The organism is Sporosarcina sp. ACRSM, from assembly GCF_022346545.1.
Lineage (GTDB): Bacteria > Bacillota > Bacilli > Bacillales_A > Planococcaceae > Sporosarcina.
In genome coordinates this window covers 65,056-89,983 of record NZ_JAKRNU010000002.1, presented here as the reverse complement: position 1 = coordinate 89,983, position 24,928 = coordinate 65,056, and the positions used below count along the sequence as shown (strand labels likewise).

At 43.0% G+C, this 24,928-nt stretch carries 27 protein-coding genes; 21 read left to right on the top strand and 6 right to left on the bottom strand.

Features of this window, described 5'->3' with window-relative positions; all coding sequences use genetic code 11:
• Positions 1 to 55 precede the first annotated feature (55 nt).
• The gene (locus MHZ95_RS04260; RefSeq protein ID WP_239389288.1) at positions 56 to 349 is read left to right on the top strand and encodes a DUF1033 family protein; all 294 of its coding nucleotides are present in this window, start codon (positions 56 to 58) and stop codon (positions 347 to 349) included.
• Between the two features lie 277 nt (positions 350 to 626).
• Positions 627 to 827, top strand: coding sequence for a cold-shock protein (locus MHZ95_RS04255; RefSeq protein ID WP_239389287.1), 201 nt, complete (start codon positions 627 to 629; stop codon positions 825 to 827).
• A gap of 58 nt (positions 828 to 885) precedes the next feature.
• Here the strand turns inward: MHZ95_RS04255 and MHZ95_RS04250 are convergent, their stop codons facing one another.
• Positions 886 to 1,560, bottom strand: coding sequence for a hypothetical protein (locus MHZ95_RS04250; RefSeq protein WP_239389286.1), 675 nt, complete (start codon positions 1,558 to 1,560; stop codon positions 886 to 888).
• A gap of 111 nt (positions 1,561 to 1,671) precedes the next feature.
• Positions 1,672 to 3,273: an ABC-F family ATP-binding cassette domain-containing protein gene (locus MHZ95_RS04245; RefSeq protein WP_239389285.1), complete on the bottom strand. Its 1,602-nt coding sequence runs from the start codon at positions 3,271 to 3,273 to the stop codon at positions 1,672 to 1,674.
• A 172-nt stretch (positions 3,274 to 3,445) separates the two neighbouring features.
• On the opposite strand from MHZ95_RS04245, the gene MHZ95_RS04240 reads away from it, so the two are divergent.
• The 3 genes from MHZ95_RS04240 (at position 3,446) to MHZ95_RS04230 (ending at position 5,844) form a co-directional block, all read left to right on the top strand.
• On the top strand, positions 3,446 to 3,691 hold the full coding sequence (locus MHZ95_RS04240) for a hypothetical protein (protein ID WP_239389284.1): 246 nt from the start codon (positions 3,446 to 3,448) through the stop codon (positions 3,689 to 3,691).
• A 34-nt stretch (positions 3,692 to 3,725) separates the two neighbouring features.
• A complete protein-coding gene (locus MHZ95_RS04235; RefSeq protein WP_370642895.1) occupies positions 3,726 to 4,427 on the top strand; it encodes a peptidoglycan recognition protein family protein in 702 nt (233 codons plus the stop codon).
• 220 nt (positions 4,428 to 4,647) lie between these two features.
• Positions 4,648 to 5,844 (top strand): MFS transporter, encoded by a 1,197-nt coding sequence (locus MHZ95_RS04230; RefSeq protein WP_239389283.1) that lies wholly within the window; start codon positions 4,648 to 4,650, stop codon positions 5,842 to 5,844.
• Positions 5,845 to 5,919: 75 nt separating this feature from the next.
• On the opposite strand, the gene msrA is transcribed toward MHZ95_RS04230, so the two are convergent.
• Together msrA and MHZ95_RS04220 are read right to left on the bottom strand one after the other, a co-directional pair.
• Entirely contained in the window at positions 5,920 to 6,450 is a 531-nt protein-coding gene (msrA, locus tag MHZ95_RS04225; RefSeq protein WP_255726593.1) for a peptide-methionine (S)-S-oxide reductase MsrA, read from the bottom strand.
• Positions 6,451 to 6,588: 138 nt separating this feature from the next.
• Positions 6,589 to 6,693, bottom strand: a complete 105-nt coding sequence (locus MHZ95_RS04220; RefSeq protein ID WP_239389282.1) for a YjcZ family sporulation protein — start codon at positions 6,691 to 6,693, stop codon at positions 6,589 to 6,591.
• Between the two features lie 282 nt (positions 6,694 to 6,975).
• On the opposite strand from MHZ95_RS04220, the gene MHZ95_RS04215 reads away from it, so the two are divergent.
• From MHZ95_RS04215 to MHZ95_RS04205, 3 genes are all read left to right on the top strand, one after another.
• Positions 6,976 to 7,935: an LCP family protein gene (locus MHZ95_RS04215; RefSeq protein WP_239389281.1), complete on the top strand. Its 960-nt coding sequence runs from the start codon at positions 6,976 to 6,978 to the stop codon at positions 7,933 to 7,935.
• A gap of 61 nt (positions 7,936 to 7,996) precedes the next feature.
• Entirely contained in the window at positions 7,997 to 9,205 is a 1,209-nt protein-coding gene (locus tag MHZ95_RS04210; protein WP_239389558.1) for an AI-2E family transporter, read from the top strand.
• The gene (locus MHZ95_RS04205) at positions 9,199 to 9,576 is read left to right on the top strand and encodes a sporulation protein (RefSeq protein WP_239389280.1); all 378 of its coding nucleotides are present in this window, start codon (positions 9,199 to 9,201) and stop codon (positions 9,574 to 9,576) included. The genes MHZ95_RS04210 and MHZ95_RS04205 overlap by 7 nt, the downstream gene beginning before the upstream one ends.
• Positions 9,577 to 9,865: 289 nt before the next feature.
• Here the strand turns inward: MHZ95_RS04205 and MHZ95_RS04200 are convergent, their stop codons facing one another.
• Entirely contained in the window at positions 9,866 to 10,036 is a 171-nt protein-coding gene (locus MHZ95_RS04200; protein WP_239389279.1) for a hypothetical protein, read from the bottom strand.
• An 846-nt stretch (positions 10,037 to 10,882) separates the two neighbouring features.
• Between MHZ95_RS04200 and MHZ95_RS04195 the strand changes: the two genes are divergently transcribed.
• The 12 genes from MHZ95_RS04195 (at position 10,883) to MHZ95_RS04140 (ending at position 23,204) form a co-directional block, all read left to right on the top strand.
• The gene (locus MHZ95_RS04195; RefSeq protein ID WP_239389278.1) at positions 10,883 to 11,311 is read left to right on the top strand and encodes a MarR family winged helix-turn-helix transcriptional regulator; all 429 of its coding nucleotides are present in this window, start codon (positions 10,883 to 10,885) and stop codon (positions 11,309 to 11,311) included.
• 319 nt (positions 11,312 to 11,630) lie between these two features.
• The gene (locus tag MHZ95_RS04190) at positions 11,631 to 12,305 is read left to right on the top strand and encodes a response regulator transcription factor (RefSeq protein WP_239389277.1); all 675 of its coding nucleotides are present in this window, start codon (positions 11,631 to 11,633) and stop codon (positions 12,303 to 12,305) included.
• Complete coding sequence (locus MHZ95_RS04185; protein WP_239389276.1) at positions 12,302 to 13,342, top strand: sensor histidine kinase; 1,041 nt, start codon at positions 12,302 to 12,304, stop codon at positions 13,340 to 13,342. The genes MHZ95_RS04190 and MHZ95_RS04185 overlap by 4 nt, the downstream gene beginning before the upstream one ends.
• A gap of 37 nt (positions 13,343 to 13,379) precedes the next feature.
• Positions 13,380 to 15,104, top strand: a complete 1,725-nt coding sequence (locus MHZ95_RS04180) for an ABC transporter ATP-binding protein (RefSeq protein ID WP_239389275.1) — start codon at positions 13,380 to 13,382, stop codon at positions 15,102 to 15,104.
• On the top strand, positions 15,101 to 16,960 hold the full coding sequence (locus tag MHZ95_RS04175) for an ABC transporter ATP-binding protein (protein WP_239389274.1): 1,860 nt from the start codon (positions 15,101 to 15,103) through the stop codon (positions 16,958 to 16,960). The genes MHZ95_RS04180 and MHZ95_RS04175 overlap by 4 nt, the downstream gene beginning before the upstream one ends.
• A gap of 119 nt (positions 16,961 to 17,079) precedes the next feature.
• The gene (locus MHZ95_RS04170) at positions 17,080 to 17,577 is read left to right on the top strand and encodes a sigma-70 family RNA polymerase sigma factor (RefSeq protein WP_239389273.1); all 498 of its coding nucleotides are present in this window, start codon (positions 17,080 to 17,082) and stop codon (positions 17,575 to 17,577) included.
• Complete coding sequence (locus MHZ95_RS04165; protein WP_239389272.1) at positions 17,578 to 18,882, top strand: DUF4179 domain-containing protein; 1,305 nt, start codon at positions 17,578 to 17,580, stop codon at positions 18,880 to 18,882.
• 169 nt (positions 18,883 to 19,051) lie between these two features.
• Positions 19,052 to 20,182, top strand: a complete 1,131-nt coding sequence (yfkAB, locus tag MHZ95_RS04160) for a radical SAM/CxCxxxxC motif protein YfkAB (protein WP_239389271.1) — start codon at positions 19,052 to 19,054, stop codon at positions 20,180 to 20,182.
• A 149-nt stretch (positions 20,183 to 20,331) separates the two neighbouring features.
• Positions 20,332 to 20,757, top strand: a complete 426-nt coding sequence (locus tag MHZ95_RS04155) for an SGNH/GDSL hydrolase family protein (protein WP_239389270.1) — start codon at positions 20,332 to 20,334, stop codon at positions 20,755 to 20,757.
• A gap of 78 nt (positions 20,758 to 20,835) precedes the next feature.
• Positions 20,836 to 21,537, top strand: a complete 702-nt coding sequence (locus tag MHZ95_RS04150) for a YwaF family protein (RefSeq protein ID WP_239389269.1) — start codon at positions 20,836 to 20,838, stop codon at positions 21,535 to 21,537.
• A gap of 127 nt (positions 21,538 to 21,664) precedes the next feature.
• A complete protein-coding gene (locus tag MHZ95_RS04145) occupies positions 21,665 to 22,381 on the top strand; it encodes an EcsC family protein (RefSeq protein ID WP_239389268.1) in 717 nt (238 codons plus the stop codon).
• Between the two features lie 31 nt (positions 22,382 to 22,412).
• Entirely contained in the window at positions 22,413 to 23,204 is a 792-nt protein-coding gene (locus MHZ95_RS04140; protein ID WP_239389267.1) for a DUF4097 family beta strand repeat-containing protein, read from the top strand.
• Positions 23,205 to 23,218: 14 nt separating this feature from the next.
• Here the strand turns inward: MHZ95_RS04140 and MHZ95_RS04135 are convergent, their stop codons facing one another.
• Positions 23,219 to 23,836 carry a nucleotidyltransferase family protein gene (locus MHZ95_RS04135; RefSeq protein ID WP_239389266.1) on the bottom strand — a complete coding sequence of 206 codons (618 nt, stop codon included), beginning with the start codon at positions 23,834 to 23,836 and terminating at the stop codon, positions 23,219 to 23,221.
• 169 nt (positions 23,837 to 24,005) lie between these two features.
• Between MHZ95_RS04135 and MHZ95_RS04130 the strand changes: the two genes are divergently transcribed.
• Positions 24,006 to 24,884 (top strand): YIEGIA family protein, encoded by an 879-nt coding sequence (locus MHZ95_RS04130; RefSeq protein WP_239389265.1) that lies wholly within the window; start codon positions 24,006 to 24,008, stop codon positions 24,882 to 24,884.
• Positions 24,885 to 24,928 lie beyond the last annotated feature (44 nt).

The window sequence follows — 24,928 nt, the reverse complement described above, 5'->3', positions numbered from 1 at the left end:
GAGTCTGGTAAAATGAAGGACATTCACTGCTTGGTTGTGCAAGGGGGTACATGAAATGTTTGAAGTGATATACATAAAAGCGGATTATGAACCGTGGTGGATGTTCGAAGGATGGGAAGAGATGATCCGCAGACGGCAATCTTTCAGTGAAGCGTCTGCAGCACGCGCCTATTTTGAAGAATTACGAGCGGAACTACGTAGCAAGCACGACTACGAGGCGACGAAAAAGGAATGCTTTTTCGCATTTTGGACGCAAGGTGAACTGAGTTTCTGCGAAGGGTGCGATGAAGATCTTCAGCTTTATCACGGCGTCATTTTAATGAAAGATGGAGAGCCGTCCACTTTTTAAGAAGCATAATAATTCGAATATTTATTTTTCTGCATTGACAAAATAACTGAGTATGATATAGTGTTCAATAACAACTGAAAATTTTCCAAGCTTTGGGTTGCTTTTTCATGTGGCCATTGTCGCATGAACTGCTTTATGCAGGCTTCGGCTTCACCGAAAAACACGTATTCACATATTACAAAAAGTGATCGGCGTTGTCGGTACTTTTCGTAATATGTGAATTTTTCTTTTGGAAAAGTTTATGTATTATAAGTATTTATTAATGGAGGTTTTCTACATGAAACAAGGTACAGTAAAATGGTTCAACGCTGAAAAAGGCTTCGGTTTCATCGAAGTTGAAGGTGAGGATGACGTGTTTGTACACTTCTCCGCTATCGAAGGAGAAGGGTTCAAATCATTGGATGAAGGACAGCAAGTAGAGTTCGAAGTTGTCGAAGGCAACCGTGGACTACAAGCTGCGAACGTTATAAAATTATAATTCGTCATTCATAAGAGGCACCCTTACAGGGAGTGCCTCTTTTTCATTCCAGGGAATATTATTGATCCACTGCTTTCAACGTGGATGTGACAATATGATCGCCATCTTCCAGATGCATGATGGCTTCCCGTTTCACTTCTCCAAATCCTTCTACGAAATACTTCCGATTCGTGAAATCTTCTCCTTTTTCTTCAATGACAAAGGCTTTGTCAAACTTTTTGTAAGGTGTTTCCACAGGCACTTCGGTTTGTACAATCGTCCAGTTATCAAAGGAAGTACCGACTTTAATCGGCTTCTGCAAGTAGATCCCTGTTGGATTCATCGCATCCAGTTCATCCAAGCTTGGGAACTCCTCTTTGTAATCAACCATGCCTTTATCCAAAATCTCGATTTTATCGTTTGCGATTTTGTAAATGTAGCGGATCATCGCTCCGCCATTGTTTTCATGAATGATGACGTAGTTTTCATGAGGTTGTGCTACTTCAATATCCAGTTCAGCAAATTCATTGCCTTCACCTTCATAATGCGCTTTGGACCCATCCGGCAGGAAAAAGTCGCTCATCGTTACTTCATTTTGGCTGTTGCCCTCATTACCCTCCGTGTTTTCCTTCTCATTTGTTGTCATGCCTCTATTTTCGGAACCTGAATTGTCCATCGTTGTGGAACTGTTTTTAGAACAACCGACGATTACGAAACAGGCAAGTAATAGGAAAAGGACATTCAGTTTTCTCATCAAGACCACTCCTTTCCCTAGGTATACCCCATCATGGGGAATCCATGCCGGTAGTGGATTCACGATTTAAAAAAAGTCGCCACCTGTTTAAGATGACGACTTTTTGAAGAATCATTTAGCTTGTTGTTCAGACCATTCGAGGTATTCATCATACTTCATCATTTTGTCGAATATTGTGCCGTCTTCACGGATTTCAATAATACGATTGGCAACCGTTTGGATGAATTGTTGGTCATGTGAAGTGAAGAGCATTGCCCCTTTAAACGCAATCAGACCGTTGTTGAGTGCTTGGATCGATTCCAAGTCCAAGTGGTTCATCGGCTCATCTAGTAGTAGAACGTTGGCATTGGTCAACATCATTTTGGAAAGCATACAGCGAACTTTTTCTCCTCCGGAAAGAACGGAAGGTTTTTTGTTCACTTCTTCGCCGGAGAATAGCATACGACCGAGGAAACCTCGTAGGAAAGTTTCAGTTTGGTCTTCAGGTGAATATTGACGTAGCCATTCAACGAGCGATTGCTCTGACCCTTCAAAGTACTTGCTGTTATCGAGAGGGAAGTAAGCGCGTGATGTCGTTACGCCCCATTTGAACGAGCCGGCATCGGGCTCTGCCTCTTCAGCAAGAATTTGAAGGAGCGCTGTTTTCGCAAGTGGATTTCCAAGAAGGATGACTTTATCCTCTTTTCCAATTGTAAAAGTGGCATCTTTAAGCATGACTTTTCCATCTTGTGTTTTGGATAATCCTTGGACACTCAATACGTCATTACCGATTTCACGCCCCATTTGGAAATTGACGAATGGGTAACGGCGGGAAGATGGTTTAATATCATCCAATTCGATTTTTTCAAGTGCCTTCTTACGGGAGGTCGCTTGTTTCGACTTTGAAGCGTTCGCGCTAAAACGCGCAACGAATGCTTGGAGTTCTTTGATTTTCTCTTCTTTTTTCTTGTTTTGATCCTGTGCCATTTTTAGTGCCAATTGGCTGGACTCATACCAGAAATCATAGTTACCTGGGAACAGTTGAATCTTCGAGAAATCCAGATCCGCGATTTGTGTACAGACTTTGTTCAAGAAGTGACGGTCATGGGATACAACAATGACCGTATTGTCGAAATTAATCAAGAATTCTTCGAGCCATTGGATCGCTTTTAAATCCAAGTGGTTCGTCGGCTCATCGAGAAGAAGTACATCCGGTTTTCCGAATAGGGCCTGCGCAAGTAGCACTTTCACTTTATCCGATCCTGAAAGTTCGGCCATTTTCACATGATGAAGGCTTTCTGGAATTCCAAGTCCTTGAAGGAGGATGGCCGCTTCGGACTCTGCCTCCCAGCCGTTCAACTCCGCAAATTCACCTTCGAGTTCAGCAGCACGCATACCGTCTTCATCAGAGAAATCCTCTTTCATATAGATGGCATTTTTCTCCGTCATAATATCATACAGGCGCTTATGCCCCATGATGACGGTATCGAGTACTTCATTTTCTTCATATTCGAAGTGGTTCTGTTTCAATATGGCAAGTCGTTCATCTTTGTTCATAATGACATTGCCGGATTGTGGCTCAAGTTCGCCGGATAACACTTTCAGAAAGGTTGATTTACCCGCACCGTTCGCACCGATAAGGCCATAACAATGACCCGGATTGAACTGTATATTCACATCTTCAAACAGCTTGCGATCGCCGAATTGAAGGCTTACATTACTAACTGCTATCATTCAAAATCCCCCTAAATTCACAATGCTCCTATTATAGCACGAATTTAAGGACACTACCAATGTTCAAAGACGTTGGAATAGATGTGAAATTAAGGATAGGTATGCGGGAAGCAGGCCGTTACCGAATGGACAAAGCTCTTCATAAAATAATCTAAGGGAAAGAGGTGAGGAAATGTTTGAAATCTATGACGTAGTGATCATTCCATTGATTTTGGGTATTGTGGAGTTGTTTAAAAGGGCTGGCGTCAATAAAAAAGTATTACCGTTTATCGCTTTGTTCATCGGGATTGCCGTAGGGGTCGTCTATGTGGCCGACTTCGATGTAAAGCAGGGGATACTCGTCGGTGCCATGTTAGGGTTATCCGCTTCAGGGTTGTATTCAGGGGCGAAAAATACGGTCGAAAAGAGTGAGGAATGAACGTTTCACAATCTTAGGTAAAGAAGGGAATTAAATGGCCTATACAAAACTCAATCGGTATATCCCGACCTCTTTGTATCCTTTAAAAGCAACATTTCCGATGACGCCAGAATATATTACGATTCACAATACAGCCAATGATGCGACAGCGCTCAATGAGATCGCCTACATGACAAGAAACACATCAGTTGTCAGCTTTCATGTTGCAATCGATGATATCCACGTTGTCCAAGCAATTCCATTTAACCGCAATGCATGGCATGCCGGAGATGGACAGGGGAAGGGGAATCGGGCAAGCATCGGAGTTGAAATTTGCTACAGTCAATCAGGCGGCCCTAAATATGAGGCGGCGGAGGAAAATGCCGTCATCTATATCGCTCATGTTTTAAAACAATATGGTTGGAGTGTCGATCGTGTGAAATGGCATCGGGATTGGTCAGGTAAACGATGTCCCCATCGCATTCTAAGCGAAGGGCGATTACAATCTGTGAAAAACCGGATTGCAGCAAAATTGAGAGAGTTGAATGCGCCGCCAAAGCAAACGACACCTAAAAAGGGGGAAATACGCATGTTTGCTCCAAGTTCGGCAACATTAAAGCAAGCCTTTGAACAGTTCTTAACAGAAGCCGTGAAAGAGGGAAAAATTTCGGATACATGGCTCAACGATTTTAAAGCGGGCAAATTGTCCCTCGACGATGCACTTGCGCTTAAAGTGTACATCGATCAGTGGAAGTAGAAAAGGAAAATGGCGATTGTTCCATCTCCGAACAATCGCTTTTTCTTTGACTTCGTCATTCTAAATGGGGAAAGACTGGAAGTTTATTGTTGAAACTGCAAGGGGGAAGCCTACACGAATTGACTGAAGGATGTTATGCTAGGAGCGGGAATTTTTACGTTTTGCATGCTGTCATGCTGAACAAACAAGAAGCTTTACCAATATAGAAAGGGAAATGTCAATGTCTAACAATATGACGAAGCAAAAATCCGTCTTCCTTCTGATCGCGATTTTCGCGATATCCGTCAATATGCGTCCCGCTATCACCTCTATCGGACCGATGCTTGAAACGATTCGAGAGGAGCTGGTGCTATCGAATGCACAAGTCACCCTTCTTACCTCCATTCCTGTCATCTGCATGGGGATTTTTGCGTCATTGGCACCGTTGTTGAACCGGATATTCGGATTGAAACGCACGATGTATGTCATGATTACGCTCATCGGCCTGACAACTGCGCTGCGGGGATTTGTCACGGGATTGCCGGTGTTGTTGGGTACGGCTTTCGTGGCTGGCATCGCGATCGCAGTCATCGGACCGCTTTTATCCGCAATGATCAAACAAAACTTTCCTGATCGCGCCGCATCGGTTATCGGCATTTATTCATTTGGGATGGGCGTTGGATCAGCAGCAAGTGCGGGGTTGACTGCTGTCTTTTATGAGGCGACTGGATCTTATCTTTTCGCATTGAGCATTTGGGCTGTATTGGCGTTCATCGGTTTCGTCTCTTGGTTTTTAGCCGTTAAAGGGCAGAATAAAGTTCGTCAACAAGCACCATTAGCTGTCAATAAAAAGAGAAAAAAGGCAGTCTCACCGTGGAAATCTTGGAAAGCGTGGCTATTTCTTCTCTTTTTCGGCGCCCAATCAGCCGCATTCTTTTCCATTACGACTTGGTTAGCACCGATTGCCATGTCCGCCGGAATGACTTTGCTTCAGGCGAGTACACTCCTTGGTATTATGATGATTGTCCAGATCTTTATGAATATCCTCATCCCCTTATTGATGCAACGTTTTCCAGCACGAAAGTTTTGGCTTCTGTTCATTTTAATTTCAGGAATGACGGCAATCATCCTGTTTTGGACGGGGATCCACTCACTTATGTGGATAGGGGCGTTCATCATTGGCATTCCGCTTGGAGGCCTATTCCCGGCGGCGTTATTGTTCCCGCTTGATGAAACAGAAACGGCCGAAGAAACGAATGAATGGACAGCGATGATGCAAACTGGTGGGTTCATCATGGGAGGGTCATTGCCGCTCCTCATTGCTTTGATGTATGACTGGACTTCCAATCATCATTATACGTTCATCATTATGCTGATGCTGTATGTGTTGATGTTCATCCTGACATTTTTGATCGGAGATAAAAAGAATAGCCAGTAGGGAAGACATGCATACAAAAAACGAGCCGGGTTTTAACATAACCGGGCTCGTTTTTTGTATGCATAAAAGGAGACATTATGACCAATGGTTCGCGATAAATTCATTCCGTCCGGAACGTGCACGGTCTTCTTCATAATGTTCTTTTTCTTTCACGTAATAATCTTGATGATACTCTTCTGCACGGTAAAACGTTTCTGCCGGACGAATTGGTGTCACGATCGGTTTTGAGAAAATGCCGCTTGTGCTCAGTTTCTCTTTCGACGCTTCTGCGATTTTACGTTGCTTATCCGAATAGTGGAAGATGGCGGTGGTGTAGGAATGGCCACGATCATGAAATTGTCCTTCCGCATCCGTCGGGTCAATTTGCTGCCAGTACACCTCCAATAATTGTTCATAGGAGAAGACGGCAGGATCATATGTAATCTCGACGACTTCCAAATGCCCGGAGTCACCTTTTTTAACATCTTCATATGTAGGATTTTCAACATGACCACCCATATAACCGGATACAACGTCTTCAATGCCGTCCCATTCTTTGAACGGTTTCACCATGCACCAAAAACAGCCGCCTGCAAATGCGGCTTTTTCTAATTTCTTACCTGTCAAAATCAGCAACACCCTTCATAGCGATCTATTTGAATTGTATCATAAGAAGAAGGGAAACAAACGAAATAAGAGCGCCTGTAAGCGCCCTTATCTTAGAGGTGTCCCATTGAGCGGTGCCTTTTCTTAAATCTCGTTTTTTTAGTATACAAAGCTCGCGCCAATGATAATTAATAAAATGAAAAGCACAACAATCAAGGCAAAAGAAGAATTATAGCCTTCGCCTCCGCAGTATTCACGTCCCATATTGTACACCCCCCTTTTCGCACGGACATCAATGTATTATATGTGGAGTTGTGAGGAGGAACTGGGAAAATGTCATGGTGTTCGTTGTTCCCACAAAGGAGCATGCAGAAGGAGGCATTGGCGAATAGAACGTAACTGAAAGAAATTGACCACAATCCATGAAGCAAAATCAATTTACCGGAATTCCGACAGACCGCCATGGTATAATGATCGCAAGGGGACGCAACCAAGAGAATTTTCGTTCGTCCTATTGGCAAGATCATTTTTTGGGGGAGTCAATCAATGGAAGATCAATACGAAGGACCTATTCCGAAAAGAAGAAGGAAAAGAAAACTACGGGTCGGCAGGGTCATTTTTACACTCGCTACATTATGTTTTATCGCAGTAGGATTTTATTCCCTCATTCAATACAATGCAGGTAAATCGATTGCAAAAGGTAATGTCATCGATCCGGGATCATTCCAAGGAGACGCGGTGGATCCGAAATATACGTCTATTGAGAATTATTTGTTGTTAGGTGTAGATAATGATGGAAGTGGCAGATCCCGCACTGATACGATGATGGTGCTTTCTTGGGATAAAGGGGAAAAAACGATGCGCCTTGTATCGTTCATGCGTGATATTTATGCAGATATTCCAGGCTACAAATCCTATAAACTGAATACTGCCTACTATTTAAACGGTGTCCAGACGGCGAAGGATACAATTACAGGTATGTTCGGCATACCGATCCATCATTATGCCATCGTGGACTTCGATAATTTTGAATCGATTGTCGATATCGCTTTTCCAAAAGGTGTAGAAATCGATGTCAAAAAAGAAATGTCCGAAAAAATCGGTGTGACATTAACGCCGGGGAAAAAGAGATTAAATGGACAGGAACTGCTTGGCTATGCTCGATTCCGTGCGGATGCCGAAGGGGATTTTGGCCGTGTGGCACGCCAACAGGAAGTCATTTCCGCGATGAAAGAGGAAGCGATGCGACCTGGCATGATCGCCAACGTACCGAAACTGGCCGGCGCCTTAACCGGATTCATCAAAACGGATTTGTCATCTAAAGAAGAAATTACACGGGCCATGACTCTGTTATTGAATAAGGGGGCAGACATTGAAACGATGACGGTTCCAGTGGAAGGGACGTATTCATTCGCAAGTTATTCGCACGCAGGTTCCGTTATTGAATTGGATGTAGAAAAAAACAAAGACGCGATTGCCAATTTCCTTGGCATGCAATTGGATTGAACGTTAAGTAGGGAAGGGGATGTCTATGGGATTGAATGAAGAAGGTAAAACAACTAACAGAATTGAAGCGGACCGGAAACCCGGACAAGCATCTAATGTGATTCGATTTCTCGGGGGACGAAGTACGTTGTTCGTCCTCATTTCCATTTTACTGATCGGTTTGATCATACTGATTTTCAATCGGATTTCTTTCATTTTTTATCCGATTACGGTCTTCTTTTCAACCGTTGTATTACCGGTTTTACTAGCGACGATTGCTTATTATTTGTTGCGACCGGTTTTGCGCTTGTTGGAAAAAATCAAAATACCGCGCATCTGGGGGATCTTGATCCTATTCCTTGGTGTTGCTGGTCTCGTAACACTGCTTGTCTTTCTGGTTTATCCATTTTTAAAAATCCAGTTCCATAATCTTGTTGAGGAATTCCCTACTTATTTCAGTGAATTACTCATCAATACAGACGCTTTTTTACGCTCATCCATTTTCGCTTCTTATTATGAAGGACTGGATATCAATGTCAATATGATATTAGAATCCATCCAAGGGAATATCGGGAAGCTCTTTACTGATACGCTTGGCGGAATTGCAACCGGAGTGACCTCTTTCATATCCGCGTTGACAGGCTTTGTTCTGGCCATTGTTACTGTTCCATTCATTTTATTTTACTTATTGAAGGATGGGGAAAAACTTCCGAAACATATTTTAAAAATGTTACCGCCTCGTATGCGGGACGATGCGAAAATCATTTTTCACGATGCGGATCGCCAAATCAGTTCCTATGTCCAAGGGCAAATCCTTGTAGCCATGTGTATCGGTATTATGGTTTCCATCGGATTTTTCATTATCGGCATGAAATATGCACTGTTACTCGGTGTGCTGGCCATGTTTACAAGTGTTGTCCCTTATTTAGGTCCTATCATTGCCATTACCCCCGCTGTCATCATTGCAATTGTCACTTCACCGTTGATGCTCATCAAATTGGCGGTTGTCTGGACGATTGTTCAGCTAGTGGAAGGGAAGTTTATATCCCCTCAAATTATGGGTAAATCATTACATATCCATCCGATTACCATTATTTTTGTTTTGCTAACAGCAGGTTCGATTTTCGGGGTGGCAGGTGTCATTCTCGGGATACCGGGCTATGCATTGTTGAAAGTGGTCGTCACTCATTTATTCAAATTATTCAAAATGCGGTATAATAGATATGAAGCTAATGAAAATCTACATTATGAACATTCCGATAGTCAAGAAGCGGAGGAAGAGAAATGGTGATTCAATTTCTATCGAAGATTGAACATGGAACATTAACGATTGAAACAAACATCGATGGTCCGAATATGGCATTTGGAGAAACGTTATCGGGTACGGTTTACATCGAGGGGGAAGGAAGCGAAGAACTGATCGACTATATTGAAATCAGTTTGTTGAAGCGCTCAGGGAAAGACGAAGCAGCCATCGCTAGACACTCCGCCGAACTGATGAGTGACACGAAGTCAAAAGAGACATGGATGATTGCATTTGAAATGGTGCCTGATGAAAGATGGGAAACCCAGTCCGATGCCGAAATGCTCATCTTACGGACAACCGTGTATTTGAAAGATGGCATGACGTTGCAAGATGAAGACCGAATCAGTTATGCATAACATGATTTAACAAACGCGCCTTGAGGTGAAGGGCGTTTTAGACTGTAGGCAAAGTCGGGAATTCTTCGATTTTGCCTACAGTCTTTTTCTCTATTCAACTGAGTAGCGTAAAAAAAAATTGAGGTGAAAGATATGATGACAAAAAATCAATTCAATGAACGCATACAATATTTAAAATCAATGGGTTTTAAAAATTTTGGTATAGCCGAAACCTTAGTATACTGAATATGACGCAAAAGACTGCCGATCGTAGTTGATCAGCAGTCTTAAGCATAGACACTTGAATTATTTATTTTAATTTTTCGGAAACCTTCCAATGTTTGAAGGGAACTATCTTTTGGTTCAGCTGTTGCACTAATAATTCTGCCGCGTAGTAATCAGCAAAAGTTTTGTCCGACTGTGTACTTGAATCCTTCAAGGTCTCTGTTTCACCATCAACGGTTCGAATGATTACAAACATGAGTCACCTCCAATTTATGTCATAAACAACCAAATAGTTGTAAAAGAATTATCTCATTAAAAAATAATTTAATGTCCATTTTCAGTAAAATGTTACCAATTTGTTAATGAATTGCAATAAATGAACCCATATATTTCAGGAAGATTACACGGTTCGACCAAAATCGCGTAGGAGTGGAAACTCCCGTGCTGAAAAGCATCGAGTGACGCACAAGTGGCTGAAAACTAAAGGATAGCATTGCAATGTGGCATTCGCTGCCCTTCTTTATTTCAAAAATAGGGAGTGAGGAAATGGAGCCATCAGAAACGGAAATCAGCGTTGTGAACGACCCCTCCTTACTTCTTCGAAGTTGAAGAAGGAGCTTCCTGTTTCAATGATCGTAGCCTATCGGGTTTCCCTACTAGGTCTTACCTGATCTCCACAGGCGTGAATTCGGACACGACCTTGCCCTACAAAAAATAGCATGTTAGCTAGTTCTTTGGTGGCTTGAAGATTTTACGTGACAGAGCATTCTTCCTATCACAACCTCATATCTTCAGTTTTCAAAGAGCATGTTTGACTATAATGTAGCACGAATGTTCTGTGAAAACAAGGTTTGGCTATCGCCAATCGAAATTCATCGCCCACTTTCACTGGGCTATGCCCGTAATGTTTAGAAGTGGGCGACTTCTTTCGGAAGGCGTGTTAAAGATTATCTTTATTTTATAAAGAAAGAGCTTTAGCAACTTAGAAAATTTCTCGACTTGAACTACAGAATGAAGCGTCCAGATTTGGAAGGCGCTTTTTTTCGTCAAATAATGCAGAACCTTGTATAATTGACAAAAGAGTTGGTAGGGGGCGTTCATAATGGAAAGGATCGTACCTATTTTTTATTCATTATCGAAGAGTATGCAAAGTATTCATAAAGCAAGCTGCGGTAATATTTCCACGGTTCAAAGCGCGATTATTTATGAGTTATCGCTATTGTCGAAACCATCGATGCAAATGGTCGCCGATGCTGTCGATATGGATATTACGACGTTTTCCCGGCAGATCAGGACATTGGAAAAGAAAGAATTGGTCGCAAGGACGCCATTTGAAGGGGATCGGCGGATTCATATCCTTTCTTTGACTGAGAAAGGAAGACAAATGGTAGATGCCATCAATGACATCATTACGGCTAAAATGGAAAGTGCCTTCGCGACGATGAACGATTTCGAGCGAGAAACTGTTCTTCGTTCTTTACAAGCTTTGGATGGAAAATTACAAGAAAGCATAGGGGAAGAGAAGGGATAAGTCGAATTTACGTTCTATAATTGACGTCCCATCTAATAGTTGCAATGTGCAAGTATTGAAAATTCGTCTTTTATAAATTGCAAATGCTTGTCGATTGATAGCAGTAGTTCATCAAGATAATGAAAGTAAATACTTGTATAATGCAACTATATTTGAATTCATCCAAGTGAATTGGTTTAGTTGTGCGCTTGAGGAGGTATCGCACATACTACAACGTATTTATATTTTTTCTGTGCAAGGTCGGATTTTGTTTATATTCCGTTTATATAGAACTTATAAAATGAGCGTATCGACAAACAGAGAAAGTAGGGACTCACGCATGACAAATATATTGATCGTGGATGATGATCCGCATATGCGGGAATTGGTCGGGCTTTTCTTGCGTCCTGCGGGCTTTGAAATTGTAGAAGCATCTGATGGGGTGGAAGCATTGGCGACGCTTGAGTCAATGAAGGCAGATCTGGTCATTTTGGATATTATGATGCCAAATATGGACGGGTGGGAATTATGCCGAGAAATCCGGAAACAGTACGATATTCCATTGCTAATGCTGACGGCCAAAGGCGACACGACGCAAAAAGTGAAGGGATTTGAATTGGGAACCGATGATTATCTCGTGAAGCCATTCGAACCTGCGGAGTTGGTTGCGCGTGTAAAAGCATTACTAAAACGCTATCGGATTGCCATTTCACAGACCGTTCAAATCGGAGGGCTGTTGATGGATCGCAATACATATGAAGTGTTGGTGGAAAATAGGCGTGTGGAGTTGCCAATGAAGGAATTTGAGTTGCTTTTTAAATTAGCCAGTTATCCGGGGAAGACATTTTCGAGGGAACAACTAATTGAAGATATATGGGGTTTTGATTATGAAGGAACGGATCGAACGGTCGATGTGCATATTAACCGATTGCGCGAGCGTTTCCCGGAGACGTTCAGCGGCTTCAAAATCCGTACCATTCGGGGATTAGGCTACCGTCTTGAGGGAATGGAATGAGCAAAGTTTTACGGTTAGGGGCGATGGTCGCTGGCTTTGTCGTCTTTTGGTCTGTGGCATATGTCGGGACATCGTTTCTATATAAAGAATGGAACATGAACACAAGTGATTTTTCCAGAGGATTGCTGACTTTGTTTGTCATGATTTTACTCTTCATTGCCACGGTGTGGACGATTTCAAAGTTTGCGCATCCCAAGCGGATGGATTTTTTTACAGTGATGATTGATGCTATGAAAAGGATTTCCAAAGGCGATTATAATTTCAAGTTAGCCAATCAATTTGAACATAAAAAGGATCATCCTTTCGGCAAAATCGTAGAAGGCATCAACGAGATGGCAGAGGAGCTAAATCAGATGGAGGAGCTACGCCAAGAGTTCATCTCCAATGTTTCGCATGAAATCCAATCACCACTTGCTTCGATTAGCGGTTTTGCTAATGTGTTAAAACAATCTGATTTGACGATGGAAGAACGTCAACATTATCTTGGGATCATTGAGACGGAAAGCAGGCGATTAGCCAATTTGAGCGATAATCTGTTGAAGCTGACATCCATCGAGTCCCGACATCATCCTTTCGAACCGATCTTATATCGATTGGATAAACAGGTTCGTGACGTCATTTTATCGTGCGAACCGCAATGGCTGAATAAATCGTTGGAATTGGATATTTTTCTGGATGAAGTCGAAATTATCGCCGACGGAGAGTTGATGAGCCAAGTGTGGATTAATCTCATTACCAATAGCATCAAGTTCACCCCGGATGGTGGAAACTTGACAGTCCTGCTTTACAAGCAAGCAGATACAGCGGTCGTGTCGATTGCGGATACGGGAATGGGCATGAGCAAGGAAGATCAAGCGCATATATTTGAACGCTTCTATAAAGTGGATAAATCACGGAACCGTACGTTAGGGGGCAGCGGATTAGGTTTATCCATTACCCAAAAGATCATCGACATGCACGACGGTTCGATTCATGTCCAGAGTCAATTGGATGAAGGAACGACGTTTACTGTTACTTTACCGTTAGGGACGGAGTAATGGTTGGAGAATCTATAGAGTAAGGAGAGTTTGAGAAATGGTAAAATTACTGAAACATTTATCCGCCTATAAATGGCTTGTCATTATAATACTTATGCTCGTTTTCGCGCAATCAATGGCAGACCTATTTTTACCCACATTAATGGCGGATATTATTGACAAAGGGGTCGTCATTGGAGACATCCCTTACATTTGGAAAATTGGAGGAATCATGCTGTTAGTCGCTGCAGTCGGCGCGATCGCCTCTATTGCGGCGAGCTATTATTCTTCAAAAGCTGCGATGGGTTTCGGGCGGGATATCCGTCGGAAAGTCTTTCAGCATGTAGAGAGTTTTTCACTTCAAGATGCTGAGAAAATCGGGACTGCTTCTTTAATTACAAGAACGACGAATGATATTACGCAAGTTCAGCAAGTCATCATGATGCTGCTTCGTATGGTCGCCAGTGCGCCGATCATGTTTGTCGGCGGCTTAATCATGGCTGTTTCGAAGGATGCCAAATTATCGTTGATCATCGTCGCCACGATCCCTGTCCTCGCCGCTTCCGTTTTGCTCATTCTCTATAAAGGCGTGCCGCTATTTAAAATGGTGCAAAACCGGTTGGATCGATTGAACCTTGTCATGCGTGAAAATTTGACTGGTATCCGTGTCATCCGTGCGTTTAACCGCGAAAAACAAGAGCAGGTCCGTCTTCAGAAAGCCAATAAGGACTTGACCGATGTTTCAATTAAAGTGAATAAAGTGATGGCAATTTTGATGCCGGTCATGATGTTAGTGATGAATTTGACGGTTGTGGGTGTCATTTGGTTCGGGGGCATTCGAATTGACAATGGCGGTATGCAAATCGGTGATTTAATGGCGTTTATTCAATATGTCATGCAAATCATGTTCGCTCTTGTCATGGCTTCTATGATGTTTATCATGGTGCCGCGTGCTTCTGTGTCCGCGAACCGGATCAATGAAGTGCTCGCCATGCAACCGACTTTTTTGGATGAAGGTACCCAAAAAGCGGATAAAGAGCGGGGAACACTTGAGTTTGACAATGTATCATTCAGCTATCCAGGAGCCGAGGAACCTGCCTTATCGGACATCAGTTTTACCGCGAAATCGGGGGAAGTGACGGCTATTATCGGGGGAACAGGTTCCGGTAAAACAACGCTGATCAACCTGATACCCCGTTTTTACGACGTGACTGCGGGGACAATCCGGGTCAATGGTGTTGATATTCGAGAATCTTCGCAAGAGGAAGTGCGTTCGAAAATCGGTTTCGTACCGCAAAAAGCATTGCTGTTTTCAGGAACGATTGCAGACAATATCCGTTTCGGGAAACAAGATGCCACACAATCTGAAATCGAACATGCTGCACGCATTGCGCAAGCGGAGGATTTTATACTGAACATGAAAGACGGTTATGACACTGTTATTGCACAAGGAGGAACGAATGTTTCGGGTGGTCAAAAACAGCGTCTATCCATTGCACGTGCATTAGTTCGGAAACCTGACCTCTACATTTTTGACGATAGCTTTTCCGCGCTTGACTATAAAACGGATGCGCAATTGCGGGCCGCTCTGAAGGATGAAACGAGAGAAGCGACCGTTATCATCGTTGCACAGCGAGTGAGCACGGTCATGGATGCTGATCGGATCATCGTATTGGAAAAAGGCGAAGTTGCCGGTATCGGTGCGCATCAAGAACTGCTGGAAAATAATACGGTCTATCGTGAAATCGTCGAGTCACAGATCTCAGAGGAGGAGAGCGCATGAGTGAGCATAAACGATCACGCCCACAAGGCGGAGCCCCCATGGGACCTGGTGGGGGAAATATGATGATGGCTGGGCAAAAAGCCAAGGATTTTAAAGGCACGTTACGACGTCTGATCGGTTATTTAAAACCGCGGCGTAAGCATTTAATCGCTGTTTTGTTGACAGCTATTTTAAGTACGGTGTTTTCGGTCATTGGCCCTAAAATAATGGGGAATGCGATTACCGAATTATTTGAAGGGGCTTACGGCAAATTCATGGGCGTCCCAGGAGCGGCCATCGATTTTAATGCTATCGGTAAACTACTCCTTTTGCTGGCAGGTTTGTATGTGATCAGTAGTCTATTTAGCTATATCCAGCAATTTATCATGTCGAGCGTGGCGCAAAAAACAGTGTATGATCTCCGGGAAGATGTCAACGGCAAATTGAAAAAGCTACCACTCAAATATTATGATGGGCGGCCGATCGGAGAAACATTAAGCCGGGTGACAAATGACATTGATACGATCGGAAGTACGTTGCAGCAAAGCTTGACGCAATTTATCACTTCCATCGTGACGATTGTCGGGATTCTTGGGATGATGCTATATATCAGTCCCGTATTGACGTTAATTGCGCTTGTCAGTTTACCGTTATCGATGTTCGGCATTCGCCCGATTTTGAAAAGATCCCAAAAGCATTTTGCCGATCAACAACGGACACTCGGTCAATTGAATGGCCATATCGAAGAAATGTATACAGGCCATCAAGTTGTCAAAGCGTTTAATCATGAAAAGAAAGCTGTTGCCGAGTTTGATGAAGTGAACGAACAATTGTATGACGCTGGCCGTAAAGCGCAATTCATTTCAGGCATTATTATGCCGATGATGTCGTTGATCGGGAACTTAAGTTATGTTGTCATTTGTGTGGTAGGCGGTATTTTGGTGACACAGCGCGCAATTTCAATCGGGGATATTCAAGCTTTCATTACGTATACACGCCAATTCACGCAGCCAATCATGCAGACGGCCAATATTGCGAATGTCATTCAGTCGACCATTGCTGCGGCTGAACGCGTGTTTGAAATTTTGGATGAAGCTGAAGAAGTGCAAGAGGAAACGGTCGTGCATTTAACACGTGCTGAGGGTGCGGTTGCATTTGAGCAGGTTGACTTCGGTTATGGAGACGACTTGTTAATCGAAAATATGAATCTTAACGTACGCCCAGGTCAAACGGTCGCCATCGTGGGGCCGACCGGGGCAGGAAAAACGACGTTGATCAACTTATTGATGCGCTTTTATGAGTTGAATGGCGGGAAGATCACTATTGACGGATTCAATACAAGAGAGATGTCGCGCGAGGATCTTCGAACGACTTTTGGAATGGTGCTACAAGATACATGGCTCTTTAATGGAACGATTAAAGACAATATCGCTTTCGGTAAAGAAGGCGCAACAGATGAAGAAATTTTTGCCGCATCCAAAACGGCGCATGCTGATCATTTCATCCGGACGTTACCGGATGGCTATGATACGGTTTTGAATGAGGAAGCATCTAATATTTCACAAGGACAAAAGCAACTCATCACCATTGCCCGTGCGGTTTTGGCAAATCCTCCGATTATGATTTTGGACGAAGCGACGTCAAGCGTGGATACACGGACAGAAGTGCTGATTCAACAAGCGATGAACCGGTTAATGGAAGGGCGCACGAGCTTTGTTATTGCCCATCGCTTGTCAACCATCAGAGATGCCGATATCATTGTCGTGATGGATCAAGGGAAAGTCATTGAACAAGGAACACATGAGCAGTTGTTACAGGAAAATGGTTTTTATGCGGAGCTGTACAACAGTCAGTTTTCCAATAAGCCGGCTATATAATGGCGAAAATACCTCATCCATAAGTTAGCTTATTGGATGAGGTATTTTTTATTTTTAAGAAAATAAAATGAACGATTTGTCATGTTGAACTGTCTAATAGGTAACAGGGGGGTGAGGGGTTGGAAATTGATTTGGCGAAAAGAGCCATTGCGGGTGATGAACGGGCGATCGTGGAGCTTTTGGCGCAACATGAAGCTACGCTCTATCGTACGGCCTATGCATATTTGAAAAACGAGCACGATGCTGTTGAAGCGGTACAAGAGCTGACGTATCGAGCTTTAAAAAAGATTCATAGCGTAAAAGAACCCACATACATAGCAACATGGCTTGTTCGTGTACTCATTAATATTTGTTTAGATATGAGAAAGAAGCAAGAGAAATTTATCTACAATCAGGAGGTAGACATTGCATCGAACGATCACCAACCATTTGAAATGGCTGATATCATCGCAAGTTTGCCAAAGGAACAACAGGAATTGATTTACCTGAAATATTTTCAGGATATGAAGAACAGGGACATTGCACAGCTGAAACAAATTCCTGAAGGTACTGTGAAATCAAGGCTACACACAACATTAAGAAGATTACGCGTACTCATTGAAAAAGGGGGACTGTAAATGACGAACTTAAATGAGCAGGACTGGCAGAAGCTAACAGAGGAATTGGATGCGATCGAAATCCCTAGAAAAGCCTTACATCATGCACGTACACAGGCTGTGCAGCGTCATCGAATGGCAAGGAAGAACAAGCGCCGTCTGTACTCACTCGTAAGTGCCGCTACCATTGTATTGCTGTTGTTTGTAACATCGATTCGCATTTCCCCCGTAGTTGCGGAAGCCATGGCTAAAATCCCGGGGTTTGCTTCTGTTGTGGGCATGATTGCTGTTGATAAAGGAATCCATGACATTGTCGACAATGATTATTATGAAGATCTTGGAATTGTACAAACAGAGGGCGACTATACGTTGACTTTACGGAGTGTCGTAGCGGATCATTCGGGCATGACGATCTTCTATAAGCTGGAATCCCCCTCGGATCTTTCCAAAATAAGTATCACTACTCTAGAGGTGACGCAACAAGGTGTTCCGTTTGGTGTCGTAAGTCCTTACGCCATCTCCCGAACGGGTAAAAGGACTGTACAGGAAGACAAAGTTGAAATTACATCTATCGATGATTTATCGTATGATAACATGTCATTTGAGTTTCATTTGCATTTGAGTGATGCAGCAAAGACAAAGTTCACCGTGCCATTTACACTCACCAATCCTATTAAAGAACCGAAAGTCTATGAATTGAACCGATCCGTTGTCGTAGACGGTCAAACCATTGACGTTAAGCAGTTGAAAATTTCACCGTTACGTGCCGAAATCCGACTAGCTACTGACGAACAAAACACAATGCGATTACTAAAATTCACATCGGCTCGGTTGATTGATGAGAATGGTGAAACTTGGGGTCAACTAATAAATGGCGCTGGTGGGGTCCGCAATTTACGTGACGATGAAGTAAGCATCTCTATGCAAAGTAATTACTTCAGACAGCCAAAAAAATTAACATTAGCAATGGAAGGGATTGAAGCACTTCCAAAAGGATCGGACTATATTGAGGTCGATTTTGAGCAACAGAAAGTGCTGTATGTGCCAAGTGAACTGGATATCGATGTTCAAGTTCCATCGTCCAATACATTGGCAGTCACTTATCCATCCGCAGGTTGGCAACTATTGGGTGAAATTGAGGACCAAGAAGGCAATGATATCAGTAGTAATCTGATTGAAATGCGTGTTAGTAGTGAGGCGCCTTATGTCACAGCTGTGTCAACCCTTGATTTTGAGCATGAAATGAATCCAATTCGATTCAATATTAATAGCTACCCACTGTATTTGGACGGTAAGGTGGAAATGGATATTCCGCTTAATGAATAGGCTTCTAGCCCCCGATTATTAAACACTTAAAAGGAACCGGCTTTTAGGATGATAAAACCCCATTTGTATATTCATTTTGCGAATGGGGCTTTGCAATGCCCTTGCGTAAGTCCCGATTGACGTGCATACTATTCTAGTATCCAATACTTGATATAGGGGTAGTTATAAAATGAAAACTGATGAAATGACGCTTAAAACAATGACGCCTGCATATGATCCATGGGAAGCATATTTGGACGTACAGGAACATGGAAAATTGACTTTATCAAGCATCGAATTCACGACGACGTACTTATGCAATATGCGCTGTGAACATTGCGCAGTCGGCTATATGTTACAACATAAAGATCCGGACGCTTTACCGATCGATTTGCTGACATCCCGCTTGGATGAGATTCCGCATTTACGGACGATCAGCATTACGGGCGGTGAACCGATGTTCTCCAAAAAGTCGGTTGAGAATTATGTTTTGCCATTACTGAAATACGCCCATGAACGCGGCGTGCGGACGCAAATGAATTCGAATCTAACCATGCCACTTGACCGTTACATGGCCATTGCACCATATTTGGATGTGTTGCACATCTCACATAACTGGGGAACGATCGATGACTTTGTAGATGGCGGATTTGCCAATATGGAACGAAAACCGCCCCGGGAACGACGTGCTGAGCAGTTCCAACGGATGATCGACAATAGCCGCGCCTTGGCGGAAGCGGGTGTTATGGTTTCAGCTGAGACAATGTTGAATAGACGGACACTGCCACATTTGGAACATATCCACCGTCAAATCGTCGAAGAGATGAAATGCGCCCGGCATGAAGTGCATCCAATGTACCCAAGTGATTTCGCTTCGCAACTTGAAGTGCTTTCATTGGATGAAACGCGGAAAGCGATTCACCAATTATTGGAGACGCGTAATGAAGATGTGTGGATGCTGTTCGGCACATTGCCGTTCTACCCATGCAGTGATAACGAAGAAGATTTAGCTCTGTTGGAGCGAATTTATAGTAGTAAAAACGTTTCGGTACGTAATGATCCGGATGGTCGGTCCCGCTTGAACGTCAATATTTTTACTGGCGATGTGATCGTAACGGATTTTGGAGACACACCGCCAATGGGCAATATCCAACAAGATTCATTGCCTGAGATGCTCGATCGCTGGTTGGATCGCCCACTTGCCAAATCCATCAGTTGCCACTGTCCGGCAGTCAACTGCCTCGGACCGAATCTGTTAGTGAAAGACGCGTATTATCCGGAAATGGATTTTACAAAGAGGGAAGCGGCCATTACCCGCTGATCATCGACACTATGTGGAGAACCCAAGTTCACCGCATAGTGTCTTTTTATCTTCGTTCAGCAACCTATCATTTTTATCGGTAAAATAGATATGAAACTGTTGCGAGATGTATAAGCTGGAAAGAAGACTAGTTTATAAGGAGCGGTGATGTGTATAAACGGTTTGCGGTGATTGGTCTTATTCTCTTCTTATATGGTTGTAGTTCAAAGGTGAGCGTTTCGGAAATCAGCTTAGAACAGGCAGAGCAGGACGTATTGAAGTTCGTCGATATTGTTCATGACGAAAATGGGCGTTATCTTTATACCGATGATAACAACCAAATTTATATATTTTTAAATGAGAAATACGTGCAACGAGGGCAGGACGCCGTGCATTTTACCGCTTTCTATATAACGGCCCAACAGGATGTATTGAATGTATTTATTAATCAGGATTATGCTTCAGATTACTCAGAAACCGAATTGAAATATCAAGCACTTTATAAAATCTCAACATTGGGAGAGTTTGATAGGATCAATCTGTTCAGTAACGGAGAGCCTGTTCCGTTCGATCGGATTTTTAGCAGGGAGTCATAGATAAACTATAGTACCTATAGTGAACTTTACTGACCAATTTTCGTTTACAGTATAAAGCCTGAGAAAGAGGGGATAAAAATGATCGCTAATTATCAAGAACCTTCATTTGAACTATTTTCAATCGCACATCTGACTGCAATCGTTGGATTGGGCTTGTCAATCCTACTCCTTTACCTCTTCAGAAAGGGTCCGCCGGCGTCCGCGAAAGTTGAGCGCCTTGTTGCATTGTCCTTATTGCTGATGGAAGTTTTCTATCATGTTTGGATGATAAGTACGAGCCGGTGGATGGCAAGCCAGTCTTTGCCATTGGAATTATGTAGTATCAGTTTGATAGTTGTCATACTTCTTCTGTGGACGGGAAAGAAGCAACTGATCGATTTTGTCTTTTTTGCGGGTATCGGAGGGGCGCTTCAAGCGATGGCAACCCCTGTATTGGATATCGGATTTCCTCATTTCAGGTATTTTCACTTTTTCTACATACATATCAGCATCATTTTAACTGCGCTTTATTTTACTTGGATGAAAGGCTATCGGCCGACATTCAAAGGAATGATGAAAACGATGCTCGCTTTAAACTTGTTATTACCAATAATCATGGCTGTCAATGCACTGACGCAAGGGAATTATATGTTTTTACGGGAGAAACCTTTGAATGGCAGCCTGCTCGATTTTTTGGGACCTTATCCTTGGTATATCCTTTCCCTTGAAGGGGTGGCATTGATCATTTTTATCTGTTTGTGGCTGTTATTCAGGGAGTGGCGTCATTCCGAGTGCAATTGAAAATGGCACGCTACGTCCTAAGTCTTAGAAGCATTCCATTCTCAAGTCTATTCAGTAGAGAATCGTAACTGTCTATAATGGAGTTTACAAAGTGAAATGATTCCGTTGCTTTGAAGGAGGTATATGTATGGCGGATTATACGGCGAAGGTGCAAGACGAACTGCTTTTTTGGAAGCGTAAACTGACGAAACGATTCGGAATGATTAGTCGAGCATCAAAGGGCGCACAGATGAAAGTGAACAGTCTTATCCCTGAAAAAGTGCATAAAGTGGTGACAGAAAGTATTAAAAATATGGTGAAAGCAACGCTGGTCGGTTCGAACCTTACAACGAAAAAACAACAAGCGATTGGTCTTAGCCTTTATGAACGAGATGAGCTGTTCAAAGAGAAGTTATCGACTTTTCGAAAAACAGCCGTAGTCGAAGGAGCAGGAACAGGAGCAGGTGGTATTATGCTCGGTTTAGCGGACTTTCCCTTGCTCTTATCCATAAAAATGAAATTTTTATTTGAAACGGCAGCTGTCTACGGATTTGATACAAATGAATATGAAGAACGTCTTTTTCTGTTACATGTTTTCCAACTAGCTTTTTCAAGTGACGAAAAGCGAAAAGAAACATTAAGTATCATTGAAAATTGGGAACAACAGAAGCACTTGATCGCTGATATGGATTGGCAGGAATTCCAACAAGAATATCGGGATTATATCGATTTAGTGAAAATGTTCCAACTGATACCCGGATTCGGCGCGATCGTAGGGGCTTTTGCCAACTACAATTTGCTCGATCAACTTGGAGAAACGGCGATGAATTGTTATCGGTTACGAACTTTGCAACAACGCCAATAAACCTGCTAGACAGAATGGGAGTGAATGATGGATGGTTTTACCGAAAAAGTGGTTTATCTTTTTAGTGCTCGGTTTGATTTTGGGGGTTGCTATTGCGTTTGTGTTGAAATCTGGACTTTTTTTCGATGACAATGCCCGAAAAAAAGTGGTTGAGAACCCTTCCTTTTCAAAGATTGACGTTTCCACTTCGAATGCGATCATCGAAATGATTCCAACAAAGAATAAGGAAGCTGTTGTAGCGTATTCCGGCAAGAAGGGCAACTATCGATTTGATGTGAAAGAAAAAGGCGATACGCTTGTCGTCGAGCTCAAGAAGAAAGGATGGCGTTTCTTCAATTTCAACTTTTCCCGCCAACCGTTACGATTGACCGTCGAAATTCCGGAAAAAAAATATGCATCAATCCGGGCTAGATCAGATAATGGAAGAATACAGGCGGAACGTTTGCAAGCGGATGAGCTGGTGTTCCAAACCGATAATGGGAGAATCGAGCTCAAACAGCTAGAGGCTTCTAAAGTCCATGTGAAATCGGATAATGGCCGGATTGAACTTCAACAGGTCCAAGGTGACATTATAGGCACGACGGACAATGGAAGAATTACCATGCTGACAGACGATTTGGACCAATCGATTGATTTAAGTTCGGATAATGGACGAATAGAAATTCAGACACTGAAGGAACCGATAAATGCGACAATAGATGTGGATACAGATAATGGCCGAATAAGCATTTTCGGCAAAGAGAATAAGCAACTGACCTTCGGAAAAGGCGAACATCTGATCAAATTAAGATCCGATAACGGAAGAATTACAATAACGAAATGATAGGTGCATGCCTATCATTTCGTTATTTTTCGATTAGTGAATAACTGTTTGTATTGCTCTTTTGTATCGATATCAAAAACAAGCCGTTGATCTCTACATGGCAGAAGTTTTCCGCGTTGCAGGAAGTCCCCTTGTAAAATCGTTTTTGCACCCATATCACCACGCAGTTGCAGCAAATCGCTGTACATAGCAGAAGGGAAGAGCACGGGTGGCACGATGGTTCCCTTCAGTGTTGTTGCGACAAATCGACATGCCGGATTTTCTTTGGCACAAGTGATCATTTCCTCGATCATTTGGACAGTAACAAAAGGCTGGTCTGCCAACATGATCAGTACAGCTTCCATCTGATCGATCTGTGCTTGACGTATGCCGCAGCGCAATGAGTTGGCCTGTCCTTCATGGGCGTCAACACAAGGGATGATTGTACACTTGACATGCGATTGTACTTCCGGAGAAAGCCATGACCTATCATCGTTGTCTTTTGTAATGATATACATGCGATGGAGCGATGATTGTAATACGGTTTCAACAGCGAGACTTCCCAATGTCTTCGTCCCGACAGGTAACGCCAACTTATTCGTTCCCATCCTGCTACTGTTTCCAGCGGCAAGATAAATGCCGGCAATTTTCATCTCAATTTCCCCCTTCTCACAGCAATCAATTCCGCGACGATACATCCAACTATCACCATCCAACCAATTTTCTATTCGTTCCCCAATCTTGTGAAGGTAATTATAATCTTTCATCTCGATGGTTAATATATGAATGAGGCTTTAAAGGTTTTTTTAAGGAGTAGTTGCCATGAACAGTTATTTACTTCCCGTCGTCATGGGGATCATTTTCGGTTTTGTATCCCGGACCATTTTATTGCGTACGGATTTCCGGCAATACCCGACGTATCCGACAGGTCGGGTCATTCATCTTTCCCTCGGTTTCATCGCGGCTTTTATCGGAGCGGTGTTCACCCCTGCATTTTTGGAATCCGATTGGACCGCGGTGACATTCCTAGGACTTGCCGCTACACAGTTTCGTGAGGTCAGGAAAATGGAAAGGGATTCCCTCGATAAAATCGATACGAATGAGCTTGTCAAACGCGGGGCTCCGTTTATCGAAGGGATGGCCCAAGCATTTGAAAGCCGCAATTATTTAGTGATGTTCACGGCATTGATCACGACGCTCTGTGCCGTCTATTCTTTTTGGCTCGGACTAGTTGGCGGGCTAATCATGTTGATCATTGTGAAATTCAAAATGTCCGGTAAATTGTTACATGCCATTGCCGATGTCACAGAAGCGGAAATCCGCTTCGAAGGGGCGACGCTCTTTGTAGGCGATATTCTCATTAAAAACGTCGGTCTGGAAGATACGAGAAAAATCATCACTAAAAAAGCGGTCGGGGCAATCGTCATACCAAAAAACGAAAACAGTATTATTACGTTATCCTATCTTGGGCAGAGGCAAGCGATGTTACATCATGTAGCAACGGTATTGGGCAGTTATCTCGATTCCGGCGAACCGGCTTTGTTGCCACTGTCGAAAAGAGATATGGAAGATGGCCGAATCGCCCTGTTCCTCTTGCCTCGGGAAAAAGACTTTCATCAAGTCAAAACGGTATTGGAAAATGTACCCGTGCTGGATAGTGCAATCCGAATGCCAAAGGAAGCTGACAAAGGGAAAAAATAGAATAAGCACTATCATCCATTAAAGCTAGAAAGGGCGTATGGCCA